The organism is Sphingomonas sp. IC-56, from assembly GCF_021043375.1.
Lineage (GTDB): Bacteria > Pseudomonadota > Alphaproteobacteria > Sphingomonadales > Sphingomonadaceae > Sphingomonas.
The window spans coordinates 1-22276 of record NZ_JAJNDV010000015.1 but is presented as its reverse complement, the minus strand read 5'-3'; the positions used below and the strand labels follow the sequence as shown (position 1 = coordinate 22276).

The 22276-nt window shown below is 66.4% G+C and carries 24 protein-coding genes; 12 read left to right on the top strand and 12 right to left on the bottom strand.

The genetic code is table 11. The features are described 5' to 3' along the window. Nucleotides 1–203 precede the first annotated feature (203 nt). The gene (locus LQ953_RS15810) at nt 204–1805 is read left to right on the top strand and encodes a response regulator (RefSeq protein WP_231031955.1); all 1602 of its coding nucleotides are present in this window, start codon (nt 204–206) and stop codon (nt 1803–1805) included. A gap of 35 nt (nt 1806–1840) precedes the next feature. On the opposite strand, the gene LQ953_RS15805 is transcribed toward LQ953_RS15810, so the two are convergent. The 3 genes from LQ953_RS15805 to LQ953_RS15795 all read right to left on the bottom strand — a co-directional run bounded on the left by LQ953_RS15805 (nt 1841) and on the right by LQ953_RS15795 (nt 5282). Further along, entirely contained in the window at nt 1841–3904 is a 2064-nt protein-coding gene (locus LQ953_RS15805) for an NAD(+) synthase (RefSeq protein WP_231031954.1), read from the bottom strand. Beyond that, nucleotides 3901–4407 (bottom strand): CinA family protein, encoded by a 507-nt coding sequence (locus LQ953_RS15800; protein WP_231031953.1) that lies wholly within the window; start codon nt 4405–4407, stop codon nt 3901–3903. The genes LQ953_RS15805 and LQ953_RS15800 overlap by 4 nt, the downstream gene beginning before the upstream one ends. 173 nt (nt 4408–4580) lie before the next feature. After that, nucleotides 4581–5282, bottom strand: a complete 702-nt coding sequence (locus LQ953_RS15795; RefSeq protein WP_231031952.1) for a murein L,D-transpeptidase catalytic domain family protein — start codon at nt 5280–5282, stop codon at nt 4581–4583. 259 nt (nt 5283–5541) lie between these two features. Here LQ953_RS15795 and LQ953_RS15790 point away from each other — a divergent pair, with 259 nt between their 5' ends. Together LQ953_RS15790 and LQ953_RS15785 are read left to right on the top strand one after the other, a co-directional pair. Continuing rightward, the gene (locus tag LQ953_RS15790) at nt 5542–6219 is read left to right on the top strand and encodes a L,D-transpeptidase family protein (RefSeq protein WP_231031951.1); all 678 of its coding nucleotides are present in this window, start codon (nt 5542–5544) and stop codon (nt 6217–6219) included. A gap of 33 nt (nt 6220–6252) precedes the next feature. Next, the gene (locus tag LQ953_RS15785) at nt 6253–6501 is read left to right on the top strand and encodes a hypothetical protein (protein ID WP_231031950.1); all 249 of its coding nucleotides are present in this window, start codon (nt 6253–6255) and stop codon (nt 6499–6501) included. Nucleotides 6502–6559: 58 nt separating this feature from the next. Here LQ953_RS15785 and rnk read toward each other — a convergent pair whose 3' ends face one another. Further along, nucleotides 6560–6973, bottom strand: a complete 414-nt coding sequence (gene rnk, locus LQ953_RS15780; protein ID WP_231031949.1) for a nucleoside diphosphate kinase regulator — start codon at nt 6971–6973, stop codon at nt 6560–6562. Nucleotides 6974–7230: 257 nt separating this feature from the next. Here rnk and LQ953_RS15775 point away from each other — a divergent pair, with 257 nt between their 5' ends. Beyond that, nucleotides 7231–8031 carry a hypothetical protein gene (locus tag LQ953_RS15775; RefSeq protein WP_231031948.1) on the top strand — a complete coding sequence of 267 codons (801 nt, stop codon included), beginning with the start codon at nt 7231–7233 and terminating at the stop codon, nt 8029–8031. A gap of 8 nt (nt 8032–8039) precedes the next feature. Beyond that, on the top strand, nt 8040–8579 hold the full coding sequence (locus LQ953_RS15770) for a lipocalin family protein (protein ID WP_231031947.1): 540 nt from the start codon (nt 8040–8042) through the stop codon (nt 8577–8579). A 19-nt stretch (nt 8580–8598) separates the two neighbouring features. Here LQ953_RS15770 and LQ953_RS15765 read toward each other — a convergent pair whose 3' ends face one another. Continuing rightward, nucleotides 8599–9897, bottom strand: a complete 1299-nt coding sequence (locus LQ953_RS15765; protein ID WP_231031946.1) for an SLC13 family permease — start codon at nt 9895–9897, stop codon at nt 8599–8601. Nucleotides 9898–10026: 129 nt separating this feature from the next. On the opposite strand from LQ953_RS15765, the gene LQ953_RS15760 reads away from it, so the two are divergent. Further along, a complete protein-coding gene (locus tag LQ953_RS15760; protein WP_231031945.1) occupies nt 10027–10863 on the top strand; it encodes a hypothetical protein in 837 nt (278 codons plus the stop codon). Nucleotides 10864–11063: 200 nt separating this feature from the next. Here LQ953_RS15760 and LQ953_RS15755 read toward each other — a convergent pair whose 3' ends face one another. Both LQ953_RS15755 and LQ953_RS15750 read right to left on the bottom strand, forming a co-directional pair. Beyond that, entirely contained in the window at nt 11064–12284 is a 1221-nt protein-coding gene (locus tag LQ953_RS15755) for a dihydroorotase (protein ID WP_231031944.1), read from the bottom strand. Further along, entirely contained in the window at nt 12281–13270 is a 990-nt protein-coding gene (locus LQ953_RS15750; protein WP_231031943.1) for an aspartate carbamoyltransferase catalytic subunit, read from the bottom strand. The genes LQ953_RS15755 and LQ953_RS15750 overlap by 4 nt, the downstream gene beginning before the upstream one ends. Nucleotides 13271–13412: 142 nt before the next feature. Here LQ953_RS15750 and LQ953_RS15745 point away from each other — a divergent pair, with 142 nt between their 5' ends. Together LQ953_RS15745 and LQ953_RS15740 are read left to right on the top strand one after the other, a co-directional pair. Next, the gene (locus tag LQ953_RS15745) at nt 13413–13661 is read left to right on the top strand and encodes a DUF6894 family protein (RefSeq protein WP_231031942.1); all 249 of its coding nucleotides are present in this window, start codon (nt 13413–13415) and stop codon (nt 13659–13661) included. A gap of 10 nt (nt 13662–13671) precedes the next feature. Then, a complete protein-coding gene (locus LQ953_RS15740) occupies nt 13672–14661 on the top strand; it encodes an alpha/beta fold hydrolase (protein WP_443026588.1) in 990 nt (329 codons plus the stop codon). On the opposite strand, the gene ruvX is transcribed toward LQ953_RS15740, so the two are convergent. After that, complete coding sequence (gene ruvX / locus LQ953_RS15735; RefSeq protein ID WP_231031941.1) at nt 14651–15112, bottom strand: Holliday junction resolvase RuvX; 462 nt, start codon at nt 15110–15112, stop codon at nt 14651–14653. The genes LQ953_RS15740 and ruvX overlap by 11 nt on opposite strands. 212 nt (nt 15113–15324) lie before the next feature. Then, nucleotides 15325–16428, bottom strand: coding sequence for a DUF3089 domain-containing protein (locus LQ953_RS15730; RefSeq protein WP_231031940.1), 1104 nt, complete (start codon nt 16426–16428; stop codon nt 15325–15327). 146 nt (nt 16429–16574) lie between these two features. Between LQ953_RS15730 and gatC the strand changes: the two genes are divergently transcribed. From gatC to gatB, 3 genes are read left to right on the top strand one after another with little or no spacing between them, the layout of a single operon-like run. Then, a complete protein-coding gene (gene gatC / locus LQ953_RS15725; protein WP_231031939.1) occupies nt 16575–16862 on the top strand; it encodes an Asp-tRNA(Asn)/Glu-tRNA(Gln) amidotransferase subunit GatC in 288 nt (95 codons plus the stop codon). After that, complete coding sequence (gene gatA / locus LQ953_RS15720; protein ID WP_231031938.1) at nt 16859–18343, top strand: Asp-tRNA(Asn)/Glu-tRNA(Gln) amidotransferase subunit GatA; 1485 nt, start codon at nt 16859–16861, stop codon at nt 18341–18343. Before gatC ends, gatA begins: the two co-directional genes overlap by 4 nt. Nucleotide 18344: 1 nt before the next feature. Then, entirely contained in the window at nt 18345–19844 is a 1500-nt protein-coding gene (gene gatB, locus LQ953_RS15715) for an Asp-tRNA(Asn)/Glu-tRNA(Gln) amidotransferase subunit GatB (RefSeq protein WP_231031937.1), read from the top strand. Between the two features lie 43 nt (nt 19845–19887). Here gatB and LQ953_RS15710 read toward each other — a convergent pair whose 3' ends face one another. Then, nucleotides 19888–20208 carry a hypothetical protein gene (locus LQ953_RS15710; RefSeq protein WP_231031936.1) on the bottom strand — a complete coding sequence of 107 codons (321 nt, stop codon included), beginning with the start codon at nt 20206–20208 and terminating at the stop codon, nt 19888–19890. Between the two features lie 190 nt (nt 20209–20398). Between LQ953_RS15710 and LQ953_RS15705 the strand changes: the two genes are divergently transcribed. After that, the gene (locus LQ953_RS15705) at nt 20399–21001 is read left to right on the top strand and encodes a peptidylprolyl isomerase (protein WP_231031935.1); all 603 of its coding nucleotides are present in this window, start codon (nt 20399–20401) and stop codon (nt 20999–21001) included. A gap of 3 nt (nt 21002–21004) precedes the next feature. On the opposite strand, the gene LQ953_RS15700 is transcribed toward LQ953_RS15705, so the two are convergent. Next, nucleotides 21005–21727 carry a Crp/Fnr family transcriptional regulator gene (locus LQ953_RS15700; protein WP_231031934.1) on the bottom strand — a complete coding sequence of 241 codons (723 nt, stop codon included), beginning with the start codon at nt 21725–21727 and terminating at the stop codon, nt 21005–21007. Between the two features lie 138 nt (nt 21728–21865). Continuing rightward, a complete protein-coding gene (locus tag LQ953_RS15695; RefSeq protein WP_231031933.1) occupies nt 21866–22084 on the bottom strand; it encodes a hypothetical protein in 219 nt (72 codons plus the stop codon). Nucleotides 22085–22276: the final 192 nt, after the last annotated feature.

Genomic DNA, 22276 nt, shown 5'->3' with positions numbered 1-22276 from the left:
GATTCAGACCGCAATATCCGAAGGGGGGTGACCAAAAGCTAAACAGGGCAGGGACGTGCGCTCAGGCCCGTCAGGAGGGCACTTCTGTCGAAAACGTAAATAAGTTGCGTTTGTAACGACCCCGGGCGAATCCTTAGGTTCACCGCCTTGCAAATTCGGGTAATTTGCTCAACGGCGCGATTGCTAGCGCCAAGGACTCGACGATGGTTAGTTTGATTGCAGCTGTTCCGGCGACGGAGGATGCTGCGACCCACGTAATGGCCGAGCCGGCGCTGATCTGGACCGGTGTGGTTACCGACATGGTGACAGGATTGTCCTTTTTGGCGATCCTGGCGGCGCTGGTGACTTTGGCATTCCGCCGCGGCGATGTGCCGCTGGGCTGGCCGCTCTGGTGTTTCGTCAAGTTCCTGATGGCTTATGGGCTGGTGCATCTGCTTGCGGCGTGGTCGCCCTGGCAGGCGGTGCCGGTGCTGGAGACCGCGCTGCGGATCATCGCGACACTATTCGGGGTGGCGAGCGCGGTTACCGCCTGGGCGCTGCTGCCCCGCGCTGCCGCCCTGCCACGCGCACAGGCAATGGTGGAACTGCGCGGACAGCTTGCCGCCGTCAGCGCCGAGCGCGATGGCGCCGTGGCGCAGCTTCGCCAGGAAACCGAGCAGCGCCGGCAGACCGAGATCGCGCTGGTGCATGCCAAGAAGCTGGAAGCCGCGGGGCAGCTGACCGGCGGGATCGCGCATGACTTCAACAATCTGTTGCAGGCGATCGCCGGCAATCTGGAGCTGATCGCGCGCCGGGCCGACGATCCCGACCGGGTCGTGCGCTGGAGCGCGAGCGCGCTCGATGCGGTGGAGCGCGGACGCGCGGTTACGGGGCAGTTGCTGGCATTTTCGCGCCGGCAGCAGTCGGTGTCCGGGCCGGTGCGGCTGGTGGAGCTGATTGGTGGTGTGCGCGAGCTTGCCGAGCGCGCGGTGGCGCCGCTGGCGCAGGTGGCAGTCGAGCCGATCGACACAAGCTGGAACGTGCAGGTCGATGCGCTGCAGCTGGAACTGGCAATCCTGAACCTGGCCTTCAACGCGCGCGAAGCGATGCCCGATGGCGGTGTGCTGACGCTGTCGGCGGAACGCGCGCGCGGCAGCGTGCCCGCGGAGCTGACCTCAGGCGAGTATATCGCGCTGCATCTGACCGATACCGGCAGGGGCATGAGCGCCGAGGCAGTTTCGCGCGCGCTGGAACCTTTGTCGTTCCAGCAGGAAGATGCCGGCCCGGGCGGCATGGGGCTGTCGATGGCGAGCGAAGTGCTGCGCCGGATGGGCGGCGCGATGACGGTGGAGTCCCGCGAAGGCGAGGGCACCCGCGTCACGCTGTACCTGCCCGTAGCTAAGAGCGAGCCGCCCCGCGCGGCGATTGAAGAGCAGTTCAGCGATGTCCGCGTCGACCTGAACGGCATCACGGTCGCGCTGGTCGACGATGATGCCCAGGTGCGCGCGACGATCGCCGAGACCTTGGCTGCCGCTGGCGCTCGGGTGATCGAGGCGGGCAGCGGACCCGACGGTGTAGCGCTGGTGGAGGCCGAAGCGCCCGACATCCTGATCGTGGATTTTGCCATGCCGGGCATGAGCGGTGCCGAAGTGGCGGGCCATGTCCGCGAGCGGCGCGTCGACCTGCCGATCCTGGTGGCGACCGGCTTTGCCGATGCGCCGAACCTTGAGCGCGTACATGGCGCTCGCCCGGCACTGTTGCGCAAGCCGTTCGATTCGAACGAGCTGCTGCGGCGCGTGAACGAGTTGCTCGGGCGGCACTTCTAGCTGGCAGCGCTCCGGTTGCCCGGAGCGCTACCCTGTTAGCTTCCTTCTACCGGCACATTACGGCGCAGTTCGTCCAGCCATGCGGTGGCGACGCTGTCCGACGGCGCGCGCCAGTCGCCGCGCGGGCTCAGAGCGCCGCCCGGGGAAACCTTGGGCCCGTTGGGCAGTGCGGAACGCTTGAACTGGCTGGTCTGGAAGAAGCGGAACAGGAAAACCTCCAGCCATTTGGTGATGGTCGCGAGGTCATACTGATTGCGGCTCGCCTCCGGGAAGTCGACCGGCCAGTGCCCGGCATCGCGGTCGCGCCAGGCATGCCAGGCAAGGAACGCGATCTTTGACGGGCGCAGGCCGTGGCGCACGACATAGTGCAGGAAGAAGTCGTGCAGTTCGTAGGGGCCGATTCGGTCCTGCGTGCTCTGCATGTTGCCCTCCGCATCGGCGGGCACCAGTTCGGGCGAGATCTCGGTATCTAGGATGGCGAGCAACGTCGTCGCTGCGTCACCATCGAACTGCCCGCTGGTGGCGGTCCAGCGGATCAGATACTGGATCAGCGTCTTGGGCACGCCCGAATTGACGGTGTAGTGGCTCATCTGGTCGCCGACGCCATAGGTGCACCAGCCAAGCGCAAGTTCGGACAAGTCGCCGGTGCCGACCACAAAGCCTTCGCGCTGATTGGCGAGGCGGAACAGATAGTCGGTGCGCAGGCCCGCCTGCACATTCTCGAACGTCACGTCATAGACCGGCTCGCCGCCCGCAAAGGGGTGGCCCATGTCCGACAGCATCTGCCGGGCGGCGGGGCGGATGTCGATTTCCTCGCCGGTGACGCCAAGCGCGTTCATCAGTGCCCAGGCGTTGGACTTGGTTTCCTCGCCGGTGGCGAAGCCCGGCATGGTGAAGCCCAGGATCTCCGAGCGCGGTCGGCCGAGCCGGTCCATCGCCTTGCACGCCACGATCAGCGCGTGGGTGGAGTCCAGGCCGCCTGAAACCCCGATCACCAGATGCTTGGCTCCGGTTGCCTCCAGCCGCTTGCGTAGGCCCTCTACCTGGATGTTGAAGGCTTCGTAGCAATCCTCTTCCAGCCGCGCGGGGTTGTTGGGCACGAACGGGAAGCGGCGCAGACCACGTTCCAGTCCAGTGTCGCGGAGGTCCGAGCCATGTTCGAAGCGGATGCGCTGGAAACGGGTTTCGGGATGGCCGCAGGCGCGAGCGCTGTCGTTGAAGGTGCCGTTGCGCATGCGATCATGGCGCAGGCGTTCGAGGTCGATATCGGCGCAGACCAGTCCGGTGGTCATCTCGAACCGTTCGGATGCGGCGATCTGCTCGCCCACTTCGTAGATGATGCCCTGACCATCCCAGGCGAGATCGGTCGTGCTCTCGCCGGGGCCCGAGGCCGAATAGGCGTAGGCGGACAGGGTGCGCGCCGATTGCGAGCCGCACAGGAGTTCGCGCTCGCGTCCCTTGCCGATGACGATGTTGGAGGCCGACAGGTTGCACAGCACCAGCGCGCCGGCCAGTGCGCCCTCGGTGGAGGGCGGAGTAGGGGCCCAGTAGTCCTCGCAAATCTCCATGTGGAAGATGAAGTCGTCCACGTCGGATGCTTCGAAGATCAGGTTGGTGCCGAACGGCACGAGCTGGCCAGCGACTTCGATCTGGAGGTCGGTCAGCCCCTGGCCCGAGGCGAACCAGCGCTTCTCATAATATTCGCGGTAATTGGGGAGGAACTGCTTGGGGACGACGCCCAGGATCTTGCCCCGCGATACCGCCAGCCCGCAATTGTAGAGGCGGCCGTTGCGGCGAAGCGCAGCGCCCAGCAGCAGCACCGGCTTCAGCTCGCGGCTGGCCTCCAGCACTTCGGCGATGCCAGCCTCGCTGGCGTCCAGCACGGCGTCCTGAAGGTGGAGATCGTCGATCGCGTAGCTGGTGATGTTGAGTTCGGGGAACACCAGCAGATCGGCGCCGCGTGCATCGCCCTCACGCGCCAGATCGATGGCGGAGCGGGCATTGGCAATCGGATCGGCAACGCGCACCGCGGGCGTACAGACCCCGACTCGGACCATGCCCTGATGGTGCAGGGCGTAGAAGGGGTGCGTGTCGGTCATGCAAGGGCCTCTTCGAGCATCTTGAGGGCGGTGCGCAGGCACTCGATGCGGACCGGCCCGCGGCCTACGTCACCGAAGTGCATCTCGCGGTGGGTGGTGGGGCGGCCGGTGCGTGCGCAGCCGAAATGGACCAGGCCCGGCTCGTCGCCCGGTGCGCCTGCGCCCGCAAAGCCAGTGACCGACAGAGCAACGTCCGCCCGGCTGGCTTTCAGCGCGCCTTCGGCCATGGCGCGGGCCACGGGCTCGCTGACTGCGTTCTCGCGTTCGATCATCTCGAGCGGGATGCCGAGCAGCTCCGACTTGGCTTCGTTGGTGTAGACGACGAAGCCGCGTTCGAAGGCGTGGCTGGCACCCTCCACATCGGTGAGCAGCGAGGCAAGCAGGCCGCCGGTGCAGCTTTCGGCGGTGGCGAGGGTGAGCTCGCGATCACAGGCGCGTTCCAGCAGCTTGCGCGCGCCCTCTTCAACCTCGTTGGGAAGCACGGGCGACAGCGTCTCGGTCATGGCATGGTCCCTAATACCGGTTTCGTGACGCTGCCAACCCCGCTGGGAGGGCTTCGATCCCAGCGGCGCAGCGATGAACGCGATAAAGGGTTGGGAGGGCGCGGAAATCTCGCGCCCAAAACGCTTGATAGGCGATAAGGAAATCGGGCGGCAGGTGCTCGCCGCCCGCCGGCTTATGCCTTGGCTGAGTAGATCATGCGGCCCGGGCCCAGGCGTTCGAACACCTTGGCCAATTCCCGCTCACCGACGGCGAAGCAGCCCTGGCTGCGGCCGAGCTTGCCGTGCTGGGCGATCATCTCGGCGTTGGAATACCAAGCCGAGTGCACCACGATGGCGCGGTCATAGGCATTGTTGTTGGTGGGATCGAGCCCGAGCAGGCGCTGGGAGTCGCCATGCTTGCCGACATAATAATCGGCGGTGAGGAATGCGCCTTCCGAGCTCGCTTCCGAATTGGGCTCGTTCGAAAAGCGCTGGAGCAGGCCGGTATGGCCGGGGTCCGAGCCTACGCCGTGCGAGACCAGAAAGCTTTCGCAGGCGCCCGTGCCGAGGTTCACGAGGTGGAGGCGCGGGCGATGCGAAGGCTGGGCAAAGTCCACAATGGCGACACGGTCATGCGTGGGAATGCGGCTGGCATGACGATCGAGGGCGGCAATCGCGCGCTTGAACAATTCTGGACGGATGTTGGCGGGCGCTGCGGGCCCCGCCTTTGCGACCTGCACGGGAACCGGAGCAACCGGGATCGGGATCGGCCGCGGGGCCTCCGCCAACTTGGCCGCGGGCCCGACGCAGGAGGACACCGCTAGGCCGCCCGCTGCGCAAACCGCCGATCGAAGGAGTGCGCGGCGCGACTGCGCCACCTCAAGAATCTCTGCCACGATTTCTGTCGCCCGCTTCTTTGAACCCGCATGCTCTATACCAGAACACACCTTAATTATGGGCATGGCGCGGGCACTCTGCACGGCGATTCGGCGCGTGCACCACTCAACTCGCCGTTCTTGCACGCGCAAATCGGTAAATGGTTCCAGCAACTTGAGCGAAAGCGCGGCGGCGATTCGGCAGTGGCACCAATCTGCATTAACTGTGTTGAGCAAGGCTGCGGGCGGGCGTCCGCCTGGGATTTGCGAGGAGTTTGGGATGTCGATGCGCCACCTGTTCATTGCTGCGTTGGCCGCCACTGCGCCGATGCTGGCAGCGAGCCCGGCGGCGGCCTCGGAAGTGGCCGGAGAGGCACAAGGCGCGGCCGAGCTGAAGCTGCGGCCCGGGCAGTTCCGCTGGTTCGAAGATCCCGCAATGGTGCCGGCGAGCACGGCAAAAACTGCGGGTGTGTCGGTCGTCGTCAGCTTGGCCGAGCAGCGCGCCTATGTGTTCCGCGCCGACAAGCTGATGGGTGTGACCACGGTATCGACTGGCAAGCCCGGACATGACACGCCGTCGGGCGAGTTCACCATCCTGGAGAAGAAGGAGTTTCACCGCTCCAACCTGTATAGCGACGCGCCCATGCCCTTCATGCAGCGGCTGACCTGGGATGGCATCGCGCTGCATGCCGGCGACCTGCCTGGCAGACCAGCCTCGCATGGCTGTATCCGCCTGCCCAAGACCTTTGCCCGCCAGCTGTTCGACCTGACGGCGAAGGGCGGCACGGTGACGATTGTCGAGGACACGTTCGGCGATCCCGGCCTGTACGCGCCGACGCCGATCCTGTCCGCGCGGACCGAGGGGCTTGGCGGCAGCGCCTATGATGTGCTGACGCTGAGCGGCGATCCGCCCGCTCCCGAACCCGCCGCCTGGACGCCCGGTGCGCGCGCGGATTGAAACCTCCCCCACCCAGACACGTTAGAGAGCACCATGAGCAAACAACCGCCCGTGCCGACCGGCAACCAGTCCCCCTATCCCCTCGAAGAGCAGCCGCATGTGCATAATGGCGAAGGCGAGGCGGTGACCGCCGCGCGCGAAGCCGCCGAGGCGCGCAAGCGCCGCGCGCATTCGTCGCGCCAGCTCGGCATCGGTGCTGCCGTTGGCGTGGGTTCGGCCGCGGTGGTGGCCGGGCTGTTGTTCTGGCGTGGCAACCGCAAGGACGGCAAGAACAAGAAGTAAGCTGACCCGCTGACGATGGGCGTGCCCCATCGTCAGCGGCATATCCCGCTGGCCGTCCTCAGGCCGCCTGCGCCTGCTGCACGCTCAGAATGGTCAAGCGCCGCTTTTGCCCATCGCGGTCCGGCCACAGGATCGACTGGCCCTCGCGCAGGCCGATCAGCCCGGCACCCACCGGCGTGAGGATGGAAATGCGCCCCGCCGAAATGTCGGCATCGCTCGGGTAGACGAGCTTCACCGTGCGGCGGGCGCCGTTATTCTCGTCGACGAATTCCACGGTCGTACCCATCGTCACCACATTGGCCGGGATCGTTTTGGACGAGTGCAGCCGCGCCCGCGAGGTTTCGCGGATAAGGAGTTCGCTGACCTGTGGAAAGCGGTCCTCGATGCCGATCGCCAGGTTCGAAAGCTTCTCGGCTTCCTCTTCGATCATGTGGATTTCGGGCCGCGAAGCGGCTGCCTTGGTCGTGCTCATGCTTGTCTCCTGTGCCGCCGCGCGCGAAGTCCGTCGCGGGCCTATCCTGTGAAATGCCGGAGCCCCGAGCTCTTCGGGGCATGCCGTAGGAGAGCCCGGGGCTAAATGCCCGCGAGGAGTTGGCCTGCGTGAAAGCGGCTTCGGAGATGGCGCACGCGAAGTTGCATGCCTTGAAGATGTGCCCCGCGCCCCGGAGTGTCAACCGGGGCGGTGATTATGCCTGCGCAACGGTTGATCGGGTGGCACGTTGAAGCGCGATGACCAACCTCGCGTCCACACGCCCGCACAGCGCGATGCTGCCGATCCTCGCCGTTCTGGTCTGCGCCGCCCTGCAGATCCTGACGCCGTTGTTGCCGCAGCTGGGCGTCGGGGAGTCGATCGGCTCCCAGTCCGACAATGTCGAGACGCTGGTGACCCCGGCCGGCTGGGCCTTCTCGATCTGGGGCGCGCTCTACACCGGATCGACGCTATTCGCGGTATACCAGGCGCTTCCGGCGCAGCGGAACGACGCCTTGCTCGCCAGCATCCGCTGGCCCGCGGCTGGCGCGTTCCTGGGCAATGCCTTGTGGGCGCTTTACACGCAGATTTTCGGGTTGAGCGCGGTGTCGGCGGCGATCATACTGTTCACGCTGACCTGCCTCCTCATCATCTATCGCCAGTTCGCGTCGCGCGCGCCGGCGTCTGCCGGGGAGCGCTGGCTGGTCTACCTGCCGTTGAGCGCGCTGGCGGCGTGGCTGACGGTGGCAACGATCGTCAACATCTCGGCGAGTCTCCGCTTCCACGGGGTGGAAGCCGGCAGCGCTGGGCCCGTCATCTCCGCTGCGCTGGTCGTGGTGGGCGGCGTCATCGCTGCGGCTGCGCTGTACGCCGGGCGCGGCAATCTTCCCTATGCGCTGGTGTTTCTGTGGGCACTCACTGCCATCTATCTGGACGGCGGCCAGGTCGAGCAGCTGGTCGGCGCTGCTGCCATTGCGGCAGCGGTGCTTGTCATCGGCGGCGCCTGGGCTGGCAGGAAAGCCGCAGGCTCTACCAGAGCCGCCCCTGTGGCGCGCGCCTGAATTTGGTGATGATGGCCAGGACCATTGCCACGCTGGGCGTGCTCGCCTCACTGTCGGCATGTGCGACGCTGTCGCGCCCGCCGGTCGGCAACGCTGACGTTCCGCAGCCGGCAAAGTCCGTTGATCTCGACCGCTACTTCGGCCGCTGGTACGAGTTGTATCGCTATGACGCGTCCTTCCAGAAGGGCTGCGAGGCAGTCACGGCCGACTATTCCGCGGGCAAGGGCGACACGATCCAGGTGCTGAACCGCTGCCGCCGGGGCGCGGTCGACGGTCCGCTGAAGACTGCCAAGGGCCGGGCCAAGGTGGTCGACCGGGAAACAGGCGCAAAGCTCAAGGTCTCGTTTTTCGGCCCGTTCTACGGCGCCTACTGGGTATTGGATCGCGCCGACGATTACCGCTGGTCGATCGTGGGCGAGCCGTCGGGCCGGTATCTGTGGGTCCTTGCGCGCGAGCCGAACCCGAGCGCGGACGTGAAGACCATGCTGCGCAAGCGTGTCGAAGCGCTCGGCTATGACTGGTCGCTGGTCCGCGAAACCAAGCAATAGAACAGGGCAGTGGCGGCGTTTAGAACGGAAAGAAGACGGGAATAGCGATCACCCCGGCAACCCAGGTGACGAGGTTCAGCGGCACGCCCACGCGTACGAAATCCATGTATTTGTACTTGCCGACCTGGAAGACCAGGACGTTGGTTTGATAGCCGAACGGCGTGGCAAAGGCGGCACTGGCGGCCATCATCACGGCGATCAGGAAGGGGCGGGGCTCGACTCCCAGGCTCTCAGCCAGTGCGACGGCCACAGGCGTGATCAGCACGGCGACCGCGGCGTTGGACAGGAATTCGGTCGCGAACAGCGTCACGCCATAGAGAATGGCAAGCGCGACCAGCGGCCCGAACGGGCGGATGAAGTCGATCAGCAACGCCGTTCCGGCCGCGGCGAGACCCGTCACTTCGATGGCGAGACCGACCACCACCATTCCGGCGATCAGCAACAACACCTCGGGGCGCAGCCCCGCATAGGCCTCTTCGGGGCTGATGACCTTTAGCAGGATCAGGAGCACCGCGCCGGCAAATGCCGCTGCGGCGATGGAGGTGGCGCCGGCGGCCGCGGCGAGGATGACGGCCAGGAACACGCCAAGCGAGATCAGCGCCTTTCTCAGTTCAAAGGGCCGGTCGGTGAACAGGGCGGGTGTGCCCAGCATGCCGTCACCGGTTTGTTCATGCAGTTCCTGCGGTCCGGGCGGCGCGCCATCATCGCTGCGGGCGAGCAACCGGCCACCGATAAGGAACAGGTACAGGCCGCCGGCTGCCGCGATGATCAGCCCCACCGGCGTGATTTCGAACACGCCGAACACCGGCTGCCCGGCGCTTCGGGCCATGTCGTTCACGAGCAGATTGGTCGAGGATCCGATGAGCGTGCAGGCTCCTCCCATGATCGTGATGTAGCTGAGTGGGATCAGGAACCGCTTGGGCGACAGGCGCAATGATGTTGCCACATCCTTCACGACGGGCGCTGCAAGCACGACGATCGGCGTGTTGTTGAGAAAGGCCGAAGCGCCGCCGCACAGGACCAGCACCAGCCACAGCCCCGCGCTGCCCAGGCGAGCGCACATGCGCGTCGCCTGGCGGATCAGGAGCCCCAGCAGACCGGACAGTTCGATCGCATAGGCGATGATGAACAGGCAGGCGAGGGCGATGATCGCCGGGCTTGCGAACGCGCCCTGCACTTCGACCGGCCGGATCACGCCCAACAGCATCAGCGATGCCGCAGCGGCCAGCGCGGCGACTTCCGAGCGGACCTTGCCGTGGATCAGCACCCCGACAACCACCACAAGGACGACAAGCGCCGCAATCTGGTTGAAACTCATGCGGCAGGCAGACCTTCCCGCGGTGGCAAGGTCAAGCCTTGCCGGCACAATGGTTCCCATGGTGCCGGTGCGGGTGCTATCCTGTGCGTCATGCTTCGTCGGGAACGCAATTCGAAGGCCGGATATCCTTTGGCATCAGCCGCCGCGCTGTCGCTGGCGGCCCTGGTCCTGGCGAACTGCGGCCGGGATGCGCCTGATAGCGTCGCCAACAACGCCCAGACCGAGGCACCTGTGGCGACCAAGGCGCCGGTAATGCCTGTCGCACTCACGCCACCGCAGGCATTGACGCGCGGGGATCTGGTAAGTGCTGCCGGACAGGCGGCTTCGGCCTATGCCGAAGGGAAGGTCCCTTCCGCAGCGGACCCGCTTGTCGGGCGCAGCTTCGCGGTTCGCCTGCCCTTCGGATGCGATGGACCGGCTCCGGCGGAGGCGGTGGCAGGCGAGGGCGATGGCCTGGCCACATGGACCTGGGGACCGGACCGCACGACGATCCAGTTGAGAATGGCGCCGAGTAACTGGGCCGGATCGGCGATGCTCGCAAAGGCAGGCACGTCGGACCAGTGGGAGGCGGTGGAAGGGTTCTGGACCCCGCGGCCTTGGCTCGCCTCGGAACGCTGCCCGGCGGTTCAGGTCGATCCCTCGCAAACCGGTGTTCCGCCGGCGTCACCGCAAACGGTCGGCCTCGCGGCTGTGTTCGAGCAGGGCGGGTCGCGGCTGGGCCGGCGCAATGGCCGTCCGTACGAGCACACGCTGCGGGCAAAGGGGGACGCACCGCTTACGCCTCCGGAGGGGGGCTTCAGAATGCTGCTGGAAGGCCGGATTGCTTCTTTCCCCAACGGACGTGCCATCGAGTGCCGCGCCTCCGGCCCGGATCAGCGGCCGATCTGCATCGTCGCCATCCAGCTGGACCGGGTCGCCTATGAAGATGCGGGCGGCAGCGTGCTGAGCGAATGGCGGCCGGGCTGAAATGGCGGGAGCCCCAAGGCTTGCCGTGAGAGCTGCCTTGCTTTCCCCTACTGGGAATAGGTTGTCGCGACCGCTAAGCGAGGTGGCACGCGCAGCGCGGTGAGGGGGGCTCCCAAGCGCAAGTTGATCGCTAACCTCCCTCCTTGCGATGCCTATGGGCGCCACCTCCTCCTGGCAGGATTGGGAGGCGCAGTGGCGCCTCAGTCGACCAGCGTACCACCCTTGTACAGTGCCAGCACCTTGCCCTGCACCGGCAGCCCGTCGAACGGCGTATTGCCGGCGCGCGCCGCCATGCGGGTGGCGTCGATCAGCCAGGGGCTGCCCTCGTCCAGCACGACCAGGTCCGCAGGCTTGCCGGGCTCGAGCGTGCCGGTCTCCAGCCCCAGGATCTTGGCGGGATTGCGGGCAAGCAGCGCGAACAGCCGCTCGATCGGCAACACGCCGTCTCGCACCAGCCCCAGGCTGAGCGCGAGCAGCGTGCCGGCGCCCGACATGCCGGGTTCGGCGTCGGCGAAGGGCAGGCGCTTTTCCTCAGGACCACGCGGATCATGGCCCGACGACAGGACGTCGACCGTGCCGTCGCGCACTGCCTCGCGCGCCGCCTGGCGGTCGCTTTCGTCGCGCAGGGGAGGCGAGAGGCGCGCATAGGTGCGGAAGTCGCTGATCGCGATGTCGGACAGCAGCAGATGCGCTGGCGTGATGCCGCAGGTGACACGCACGCCGCGTCGCTTGGCTGCGCGAATCAGGTCGAATCCCGCCGCGGTGGTTACCTGGCGGAAATGGATGCGGGCGCCGGTTTCCTCGGCCAGCATCAGGTCGCGGGCGATGGCGAGCGCTTCGGCCATGGCGGGAGCGGCGGGGAGGCCCAGGCGCGTGGCGGTCTCGCCCTCCGTAGCGGCGGTGCCGTCGGTCAACCCGCCATCCTCTGCATGCGCGACCACTGCCAGGCCGCAGTCGCGGGCATAGGCCAGCACCTTGCGCATCGTGCCTGATGACGCGATCCAGCGCCGGCCCGTGGCCACGGCGCGAGCGCCTGCCGAGGCGTTGAGCGCCATTTCGGCAAGGTCGGTGCCCTTCAGCCCCTGCGTCGCCGCGGCGATCGGATGCACCCATAGCGCGGGCTTACCCGACAGCGCTGCGCGGCGGACGATGCCGGGATCGTCGAGCACCGGCGACTGATCCGGCATCAGCCCGACTCGCGCGATCCCCCCTGCGCGGCACGCTGCGCGGTCGACGGCGAACACGCCAAGGTCGACGAGTGCGGGTGCCAGTATCTTGCCAGCAACATCAATAACTTGCGCGTCCGAAGGCGCCTCGAAGTCGCCCATGGCGACGATCGTTTCCGCGTCTACAAGAAGCTGGCCATTGCTGACGCCGCCCAACGGACACACCAGCCGCGCGTTGGTGAAGAGCGTCTTCATGCCCAACCCTCCACGCCACGCGCCCTTCGGGTCAGGACATCGAGGCACGCCATGCGTACCGCGACGCCCATCTCCACCTGCTCGGTGATCGCGCTGCGCTCCGGATGATCCGCGACGATCGAGTCTATCTCCACGCCGCGGTTCATCGGACCCGGGTGCATGACCAGTGCATCGTCCTTTGCACGCGCGAGGCGCTCCGGTGTGAGGCCGTAGCGCAAGTGGAACTCGCGGGTGGAGGGAATGTAGCCGCCGGCCATGCGCTCGTTCTGCACGCGGAGCATCATCACGACGTCGGCGCCTTCCAGCGCTTCGTCGAAGTCGGTGAAGGGCTGGACAAACATCCGCTCGATCGCGGCAGGCATCAGCGTGGGCGGGGCGACAACCCGCACCTCTGCGGCGAGAGCGGTCAGGGCGAGCATGTTAGAACGCGCCACGCGGCTGTGCAGGATGTCGCCGCAGATCACCACGCGCTGGCCCCCGATCCGCCCGCGGCGGCGGCGGATGGTGAGCGCGTCGAGCAGGGCTTGCGTGGGATGCTCATGCCAGCCGTCGCCGGCATTGAGCACCGGGCAGTCGACCTTTTGCGAGATCAAGTCGACCGCGCCCGAACTGGAATGGCGGATGACGATGACGTCCGCGCGCATCGCGTTGAGCGTCACCGCGGTGTCGATCAGGGTCTCGCCCTTCTTCACGCTAGATTGGGCGGCGTGCATGTTGACCACGTCGGCGCCCAGGCGCTTGCCCGCGATCTCGAACGACAGCAGCGTGCGCGTGGAGTTCTCGAAGAACGCGTTGATCTGGGTGAGGCCTTCGAGCCGCTTGTCGCTCTTGGCGCGGGTGCGGTTGGCCTCGACCCATTGCTCAGCTTCGTCGAGCAGAAAGGTGATCTCATGCGGCTGAAGGCCGGCGATACCGGTCAGGTGCCGGTGCGGAAAGGCGGCGCGGCCGGGGAGCTGGGCCGCGGGGCTGTGATCGGAAGCGTGCATTAAAGCCGCCGGGTAGCGAGCGGCGGGGCGGGGCGCAAGCGATCGGTCGGTTTCGACGCAGATCGTGTCGGAACCCGGAGGGCTTGTCGACGCTTACAGGAGTGGGTCGCACCGCATTCTACATTTTCAGCGGAGGACCAGTATGCCTGTGTTTCACTTGCAGTTGTCCGATGGAGTCGCTGAGACCCCCGCGGAGGGGATCGAGCTTCCCGATGCCGAGCAGGCGCGATTGTACGCGATCCGCCACGCTGGCGCGGTGCTGACGTCCCAGCCCGAGCGGGTGATCGGGCAGGATCTGCGGGTGGAGGTGAGCAATTCAGAACGATTGCTGCTGTTCAGCGTGATCGTGATCGGCGTCGACTCGGCGGCGGCCCAGCTGGAGCGCAGTTGAAGGGTTCGGAATGAAGACGATGTTGAGTGTGGCTGCGCTGGCGTTGCTGGCCGGGTCGGCGAGCGCGCAGACGGTGCCGTTGGGTGCCGATCTGGAGCGGTTCGACTATCCCTATCCGGTGCGCTGGTTCGAGGCGCGGCCACAAGGCGCGAACGTGCGAATGGCGTATCTGGACGTTGCGCCGACGGCCAAGGCGAACGGCACGACCCTGGTGCTGTTGCACGGCAAGAATTTCTGCGCCGCGACTTGGGGCGTGACCATCCGGGGGATGACGGCGCAGGGATACCGGGTGATCGCCCCGGACCAGGTCGGGTTCTGCAAATCGTCCAAGCCGGCCGGCTATCAATACAGCTTTCATGCGCTTGCCGAACTGACGCGGGGACTGCTTGGCCAAGCCGGCGCGGGGAAGGTGGTTCTGGTCGGGCACTCCACCGGCGGCATACTGGGCGTGCGGTTTGCGCTGCTTCATCCGGAACTGGTCGAGCGGCTGGTGCTGGTGAATCCGTTGGGGCTGAACGACACGCTGGCCGAGGGCGTGCCGTACACAGACCTGGGCAAGCTGCGCGCGGAAGAGGCGAAGACCAACGCCGCGTCGATCAAGGCCTATCAGCGCAAGAACTATTACAACGGCGTCTGGCGCGCCGACTATGATCGCTGGGCGGCGATGCTGGCCGGGCAATATGCCAGCCCTGATGGCGAGAAGGTGCGCGAGGCGCAGGCGCGGCTGTCGGACATGATCGAGACGCAGCCTGTGGCGGCGGAACTGGGGCGGCTGGGCGTGCCGACGACGCTGATCATCGGGCAGACCGACAGGACCGCGTTCCGCGCGACCACCGCGCCTGACCCTGCCAGGGTGCGGATGGTGCCGCAGGCGGCGGAGGACGCGGTGAAGCGAATACCGGGCGCGACGCTGGTGCGGCTCGACGGGCTTGGCCACGCGCCGCAGGTCGAGGACCCCAGGCGCTTTCAGCAGGTGCTGATGGAAGCGCTCAGACGTTGACGAGGCGGTCGATCGCCGCCTGAAGGATGTGCGCGGCGGCCATGTTGTCGACCATCTCGGCGCGGCGGGCACGGCTGAAATCCTGTTCGATCAGCGTGCGCTCGACTGCCACGGTGGACCAGCGCTCGTCCCACAGCAGAATAGGGAGCCCCATATCGTCCAGGTTGCGGGCGAAGGCGCGGGTGGATTGCGTGCGGGGACTGTCGGTGCCGTCGAGATTGAGGGGCAGGCCTATGACCAAGCCCTTTACCGATTGCGCGGCGATCAGGGTCGCGAGTTCGGCCTTGTCCTTGGTGAACTTGGTGCGGCGGACCAGTTGGGCGGGGGAGGCGAAGCTCCAGCCGGCGTCGCAAAGCGCCGTGCCGATGGTCTTGGTGCCGACATCGAGGCCGAGCAGGCGGCCGCCGGCAGGGAGAGCGGCGTGGAAGTCGGCGGCTTCGAGGGTGATCATGGGGAGTGCGCTAGCAAATCCTTTGTGGCGCGAGGAGGGGGAAGGGACTGATCGGCTGATGCCGTCCCTTCTTCTTTCGTCGCCCCGGCCTTGAGCCGGGGTCCCGCTGCCCTCCAACCGGCAGAAGAAGAAGCGGGATCCCGGATCAAGGCCGGGATGACGGGGTATTTTGAACGGCTCGTTTGGCTCTCTCGACTTCAAAAAAAACCTGATTAGCGCTCGTACGCCTTTAGCCGGCGCTCCGCGTCCTGACGGATATTGGCCCAGAACAGGCTGTAGTCGAAGACATGGTAGTTGTTGCCGGGCAGAACATACTGGCCGAAGTCGGGTGCGTTGCGGCCGATCATCAGGAAGCCACGGCCGTCGCAGCGGGCCGGGACCGACTGAGTAACCAGGCGGGCGGACTGGAAGCTCTGATCGGGAATCAGGGTGCCGAGATTGGCGGTCGCGGGCGCCGAGTCGCCGGGATTGCCAGTAAGCGGATTGGTGCACACCATCGGCGTGCCGGCGCGCGGTTGGCCGGTGAAGCCCGCGGTCGCGTCGAAGGTGTCGACGATCAGCGACGGGTCGGCGGGTTCGGCGAAGCTCTGCCAGGACAGGATGCAGCCAGACTGGTCGGCGGCGGCGCAGGCGGGCAGGCCCATGTTCGGGAGATCGGCGCTGACCGATACCGGCCAGCCGACGACATAGGCGGCGACGATGCGCTTGGCGATCGGCTGGCCGGCGATCCGGTCGACCAGCAGGCGCGAGAGGTGGAGCGCGCCTTGGCTGTGGCCGGCCAGAATGATCGGGCGGTCGCCGGCTTGTGCCACGAACTGATCGAACGCGGCGAGAACGTCGCGATAGGCGAAATCGAGCGCCTTCTGCGCGCTGGCCTTGCTGGTGAGAAAGGCGCCGAAGGTCGCCTGACGGTAGCGCGGCGCCCAGACCGCGCCGACCGAGTTGAACGCACTCGCCTGACCGCGCAGGAACAGCGCCGCGCGGTTGTTGGCGTCGGCATTGTCGAGCGGGGCGTTCCAGGTCTTGGTGTCGAGGAACGAAGTCGGATGGATGAAGAACACCGCGCCCTTGGGATCGGCCGCTGGCGTGTAGCCGGTCGGGGTCCAGAGTGCCGGGTTGCCAGGCTTGTCGGGCCGGGCGATCCACATGTCCGGCTTGGTATAGGCGTCCGCGGCGGTGGGCGGCAGCGCCACGGCATCACCCGAGGGCACCATGAACTGGCGCATCAGCTGCACGCCGTAGAACCGATAGGCGAAGGCGGAAGCCAGGGCGAGCATTACCAGGATCGCGATCGCATACAGAAACTTCCTGGCCAAAACGCGGTCTCCATTGTGCAATGCAGCATGAAGGGTGAAGGTTGCAACCGCTTAGCCGTGCGGCATGGTTGTGGCGGATGCAAGCGGAGTGCGGCGACACAAGAAGAACGTTGCGTGTGCCGCTCACGGGATGCTAGCCGCGCCGTATGTCCGTAGACACTGCAACCGTAAAGAAAGTGGCGAGCCTCGCCCGGATCGCGATCAGCGATGCCGATGCCGAGCGCCTGGCGCCCGAACTCAACAACATCCTGGGCTGGATCGAGCAGCTGGGCGAAGTCGACACCGCCAATGTCGAGCCGACCACCGCCGTAATCCCCAACAGCCTGCGCCTGCGCGAGGACGTGGTGACCGAGCCCGACCAGCGCGCGTCGGTCCTCGCCAACGCGCCGCAAGGCGAGCATGGCTTCTTCACCGTGCCGAAGGTCGTCGAATGAGCACCATCACCGACCTGGGCATCTCGCAGCTGCGCGACGGCGTGCGCGACGGCACCTTCTCCGCGACCGAAGTGGCGCACGCGTTCAACGACGCGGTGGCCAAGGCCAAGCCGCTCAATGCGTTCATCGTCGAGACGCCCGAGCATGCGCTGGCCGCCGCCAAGGCTGCCGACGATGCGCGCGCGGCGGGTGAGACGCTGAAGCCGCTGGCGGGTGTGCCGATCGGCATGAAGGACCTGTTCGCCACCAAGGGCGTGCAGACCACCGCGGCCAGCCACATCCTGGAAGGCTTCACGCCGCCCTATGAGTCCACCGTGTCGCAGCGGTTGTGGGATGCGGGCGCGGGCATGCTGGGCAAGCTCAACCTCGACCAGTTCGCGATGGGATCGTCCAACGAGACCAGCTATTTCGGCAACGTCATCTCGCCGTGGCGACGTGGTGGCGGCGACAATGCGCCACTGGCGCCCGGCGGTTCCTCGGGCGGCAGTTCATCAGCCGTCGCGGCGCGGATTGCGCCGGGCGCAACCGGCACCGACACTGGCGGCTCGATCCGTCAGCCGGCGGCGTTCGTCGGCATTTCGGGCATCAAGCCGACCTATGGCCGCTGCTCGCGCTGGGGCGTGGTGGCGTTCGCATCTTCGCTCGACCAGGCCGGCCCGATGGCGCGCGACGTGCGCGACTGCGCGATCCTGCTCGAGCATATGGCCGGCTTCGATCCCAAGGACTCGACCTCGCTCGACCTGGCGGTTCCCAAGTGGGAAGCGGGCCTTTCGGGCGACCTGAAGGGCAAGCGCATCGGCATCCCCAAGGAATACCGCGTCGAGGGCATGCCCGAGGAGATCGAGGCGCTGTGGCAGCAGGGCATCGCCTGGATGAAGGATGCCGGCGCCGAGATCGTCGAAGTCTCCCTGCCGCACACCAAATACGCGCTGCCGGCCTATTACATCATCGCCCCGGCGGAGGCGTCGTCGAATCTCGCGCGCTATGACGGCGTGCGCTATGGCCAGCGCGAGCTGCCCGAGGGCGCGAACCTGCAGGACATGTACGCGGCGACGCGCGCGGCCGGTTTCGGCGACGAAGTGAAGCGGCGCATCCTGATCGGCACCTATGTGCTCTCCGCAGGCTTCTACGACGCCTATTACACCCAGGCGCAGAAGGTGCGCACCCTGATCGCGCAGGACTTCGAGAATGCGTGGACGGCGTGCGACCTGCTGCTGACGCCGACTGCGCCGAGCGCCGCATTCGCGCTGGGCGAGAAGTCGGCCGATCCGCTGGCGATGTACTTGAACGACGTGTTCACGGTGCCGTCGAGCCTGGCTGGCCTGCCGGCGATGAGCGTGCCGGGCGGGCTGGACAAGAGCGGACTGCCGCTCGGTCTCCAGATCATTGGCAAGCCGCTGGACGAGCAGGGCGTGCTGAACGCGAGCCTGGCGATCGAAGAACGGGCAGGCTTCACGGCACGGCCGGAGGCATGGTGGTAAGATGAGCGACTATCGTATTCAGGGCGACACCGGCGAGTGGGAGGTCGTGATCGGCCTCGAAGTCCACGCGCAGGTCACTTCCAATGCCAAGCTGTTTTCCGGCGCCGCGACCGCGTTCGGGGCGGAGCCGAACAGCCAGGTGAGCCTGGTCGATGCTGCGATGCCAGGCATGCTGCCGGTGCCGAACAAGGAGTGCATCCGCCAGGCGGTGCGCACCGGCATGGCGCTGGGCGCGGTGATCAACAAATGGTCGCGGTTCGATCGCAAGAACTATTTCTACGCCGATCTGCCGCAGGGCTATCAGATCAGCCAGCTCTACCACCCGCTGGTAGGCGAGGGCACGCTGGAGATCAGCCTGGACGAGAAGGATCCCGAAGCCTTCACCAAGACGATCGGCATCGAGCGCATCCATGTCGAGCAGGACGCCGGCAAGCTGATGCACGACCAGCATCCGACGCGCTCCTATGTCGACCTCAACCGCTCGGGCGTGGCGCTGATGGAGATCGTGTCGCGGCCCGACATGCGCTCGCCGGCGGAAGCCGGGGCATATCTGTCGAAGCTGCGCTCGGTGCTGCGCTATGTCGGCAGCTGCGACGGCAACATGGACCAGGGGTCGATGCGCGCCGACGTGAACGTCAGCGTGCGCAAGGTCGGCGACGAACTCGGCACGCGGACGGAGACCAAGAACGTCAACTCGGTGCGCTTCGTCATGCAGGCGATCGAGTTCGAGGCGCGGCGCCAGGTCGAAGTGCTGGAGGGCGGCGGGCGTATCGTTCAGGAGACGCGGCTGTTCGATCCGGATCGCGGCGAAACCCGGTCGATGCGCTCCAAGGAAGACGCGCACGATTATCGCTACTTCCCCGATCCCGACCTGTTGCCGCTGGTGCTGGACGATGCATTCCTCGACGCATGCCAGGCGAGCCTGCCCGAATTGCCCGACGCCAAGCGCCGCCGCTATGAAAGCGACCTGGGGCTGAGCGCGTACAATGCCGCGGTGCTGACCGCCGACGCGGATACCGCCCGGTGGTTCGAGGCGCTGCTCGCCGAGAGCGCACGCGTGCAGAAGAAGGGCGAGCAGGAAGTCGCGCGCGCGACTGCGAACTGGCTGATCTCCGACCTGTTCGGTGCGCTCAACCGGCTGGGCAAGGGCATCGATGAGAGCCCGGTCAGCCCCGAGCAGGGCGCCGAGCTGCTGGCGCTGGTCGGCGACGGCACGCTGTCGGGAAGCCTGGGCAAGCAGGTCTTCGAGATCATGCTCGAGACCGGTGACGCGCCGGGCAAGATCGTCGAGGAGCGCGGGCTCAAGCAGACCAGCGACACCGGCGCGATCGAAGCAGTGATCGCCGAGGTCCTCGCCAAGAACCCGAACCAGCTGGAACAGTATCGCGGCGGCAAGGAAGCGCTGTTCGGCTTCTTCGTCGGTCAGACGATGAAGGCGATGGGCGGCAAGGCCAATCCGGCGGTGGTCAACGAATTGCTGAAGAAGGCGCTGGCAGGTTAAGCAATAGCGGGACCGCCGCTACGCGGCGGTCCTTGCCGGCTGTTTACTCGCCGACGCTGACGAGACCGCGGCGGCTTACGACTACGCCGCGTTCGGCCATTTCCTTCTGGAAGTCGTATCGGGCATCCGCGACTTCGCGGCGATATTCGTGCCAGGCGTCGATGCGGTCGCCTTCATCGTCGGCGCGGGCAAGGTCCTTGCGCAACTCGCGCTTCGCTTCGCTGATGTCGGTCTTGTAGTCGAGCCAGTAGGAGTTGCTGTCATCATAGACGTTGGTGATGCGCTTGGAGCGATCGCTCGCCGCGGCAGGTGCGGCGATGGCAAGGGTAGTGCTGGCGAGGGCCAGTGCAGCAATGATCTTCATACGCATCACTCCGATTGTTCGTGATGCTCGGAACGGGCGGCGAAACGGGGCTGTTCCGTGAACGTCAAGTGAACGGCTCCTGTCGGCTCGGATCGTGCACGGTGCATCAGTCCCGCCGAGGGGTTCGGCGCATTTGCATGCCTGAAAGCGTGCACTAAGGTGCTGCCGATAGATTCTATGCGGAGGTTTCATGCGCCGTTTGTTCCTGTCGCTGCTGTGTCTCCTCCTCGCCGCGCCAGCGCTCGCGCAGACCGCGCCGGTGGCCAATCCCCGGGTGGCGATCGACACCAGCGCGGGGCGTATCGTAGTCGAGGTGTTTGCCGACAAGGCGCCGATCTCCGCGCGCAATTTCCTGCGCTATGTCGATGCCAAGCGGCTAGACGGGATCAGCTTCTATCGCACGGTGAAGGTGCAGCATCGCTTCGGCTTCGTGCAGTTCGGGGTGCAGAACGCGCCCGCGCGGATGTTCCCGCCGATCAAGCATGAGCCCACCAGCCAGACGGGAATCAAGCACCTGGAGGGCACGCTGTCGATGCCGCGGCTGGCGCCGGGCACTGCGCGCGGCGAGTTCACGATCAGCGTAGGGGACCAGGCCTCGTTCGATGCCGATCCGGCGCGGCCCGGCGACAATCTGGGCTATGCCGCCTTTGCGCGGGTTGTGGAGGGCATGGACGTGGTGGTGAAGATCATGGACGCGCCGATCTCTCCTACCAAGACGCTGGCAGGCACCTTCAAGGGGCAGGTGCCCGCCGCGCCGGTGAAGATACTGAGCGTTCGGCGGTTGACCTCCTGAGGCTCAGCGCGGGCGCTTGCGCTCGAGGTAAAGGTAAGACGGGTCGAAATCGGCCATGGCGCGCAGCCCGAGCAGATCGAGGATCGTCACCCGGCCGCTGCGGAATTCGACCAAGGCGGCTTCGCGCAGTTCCTTGAGCACCCGGTTGACGTGCACTGGCGTGAGGCCGAGGCATTCTGCCAGTACCGCCTGCGTCAGCGGCAGGTCGTAATGCCGCTCACTGGCCAACCCGACGATGCGCAGGCGGACCTGCATCTCGCAGAACAGGTGCGCGATGCGCTGGATCGCGCTGCGGCGCCCGAGCGAGAGCTCCCATTCGCGGTGAATGGCGGCGTCCAGGTTGGTTCCGAACCAATAGACGCGGGTAAGATGTGGGTACCGCTCCGTGATTTCAGCCAGCGCCTTGTGCGGCATCCGCACGATCCGCGCCGGGGTCAGCGTCATGACACTGTGATCGAGATATTGCAGCGTGAAGCTGTGCAGGTCGGCAAAGTCACCGGCGACATGCAGTTCGGTGATCTGGCGCTGCCCGTCGCTCAGGTCCTTGTAGCGGGCGACGATCCCGTCGAGCACGAGCGTGGAATGGTCGAGCAGCTTGCCGGGGGTGATGAAGGTGTGCTCGGCCGGGAGCATCACGGTTTCGCCAACTGCGGCGCGGATTGCCTGCTCCTCATCGGCGCTGATCTCGTCGCGCGCGCGCAGCTTGAGCAGGTGCTTTTCGATCATGTGCTCCCTCGGAACCCGGTGTGGGTCGGTCAGTCGCTATGCCTAACGGCGCGACCAGCACAATTGATCCATGTTTGACTAGGCTCAGTTGTCCTGCCTCTCCGCGGCACGTATCGCCGCGGAGAGGCAGGGCGGGTGCTATTGCTGCATCCGATCCTGGTTCTTCACTTCGCCTGCGGTGCCGCTGACGCCGTCATCCTCGCCCGCGCCAGCGCCAATGCCGCTGGTGCCGCCGCCGCCATGCGCATCGGCTTCGTCCGAGCGGGCCTGTACGGCCTGTTCGATGTCGGACCGGGGATCGTCGGCGTCGTCCGTGATCGGGCCGCGCAGTTCGCCTTCAAGTTTGTTGTCGGGCATTGCTTCGTCTCCTGTGGGATTCATGCCATCGGCTGGCCGGGGGCGATGCCGGGGTCGCCGCCAGGCTGGGGCGAGGGCACGTCGATGTTCGGCGTCGGTGGATTGATCTCGGGCGGCGGGCTGGCTGGCTGGCCTGGTTGGCTGGGCTCGATGCTCGGCTGAGCCGGGGTTTCAGGCGGGGCGGGTGTGGGT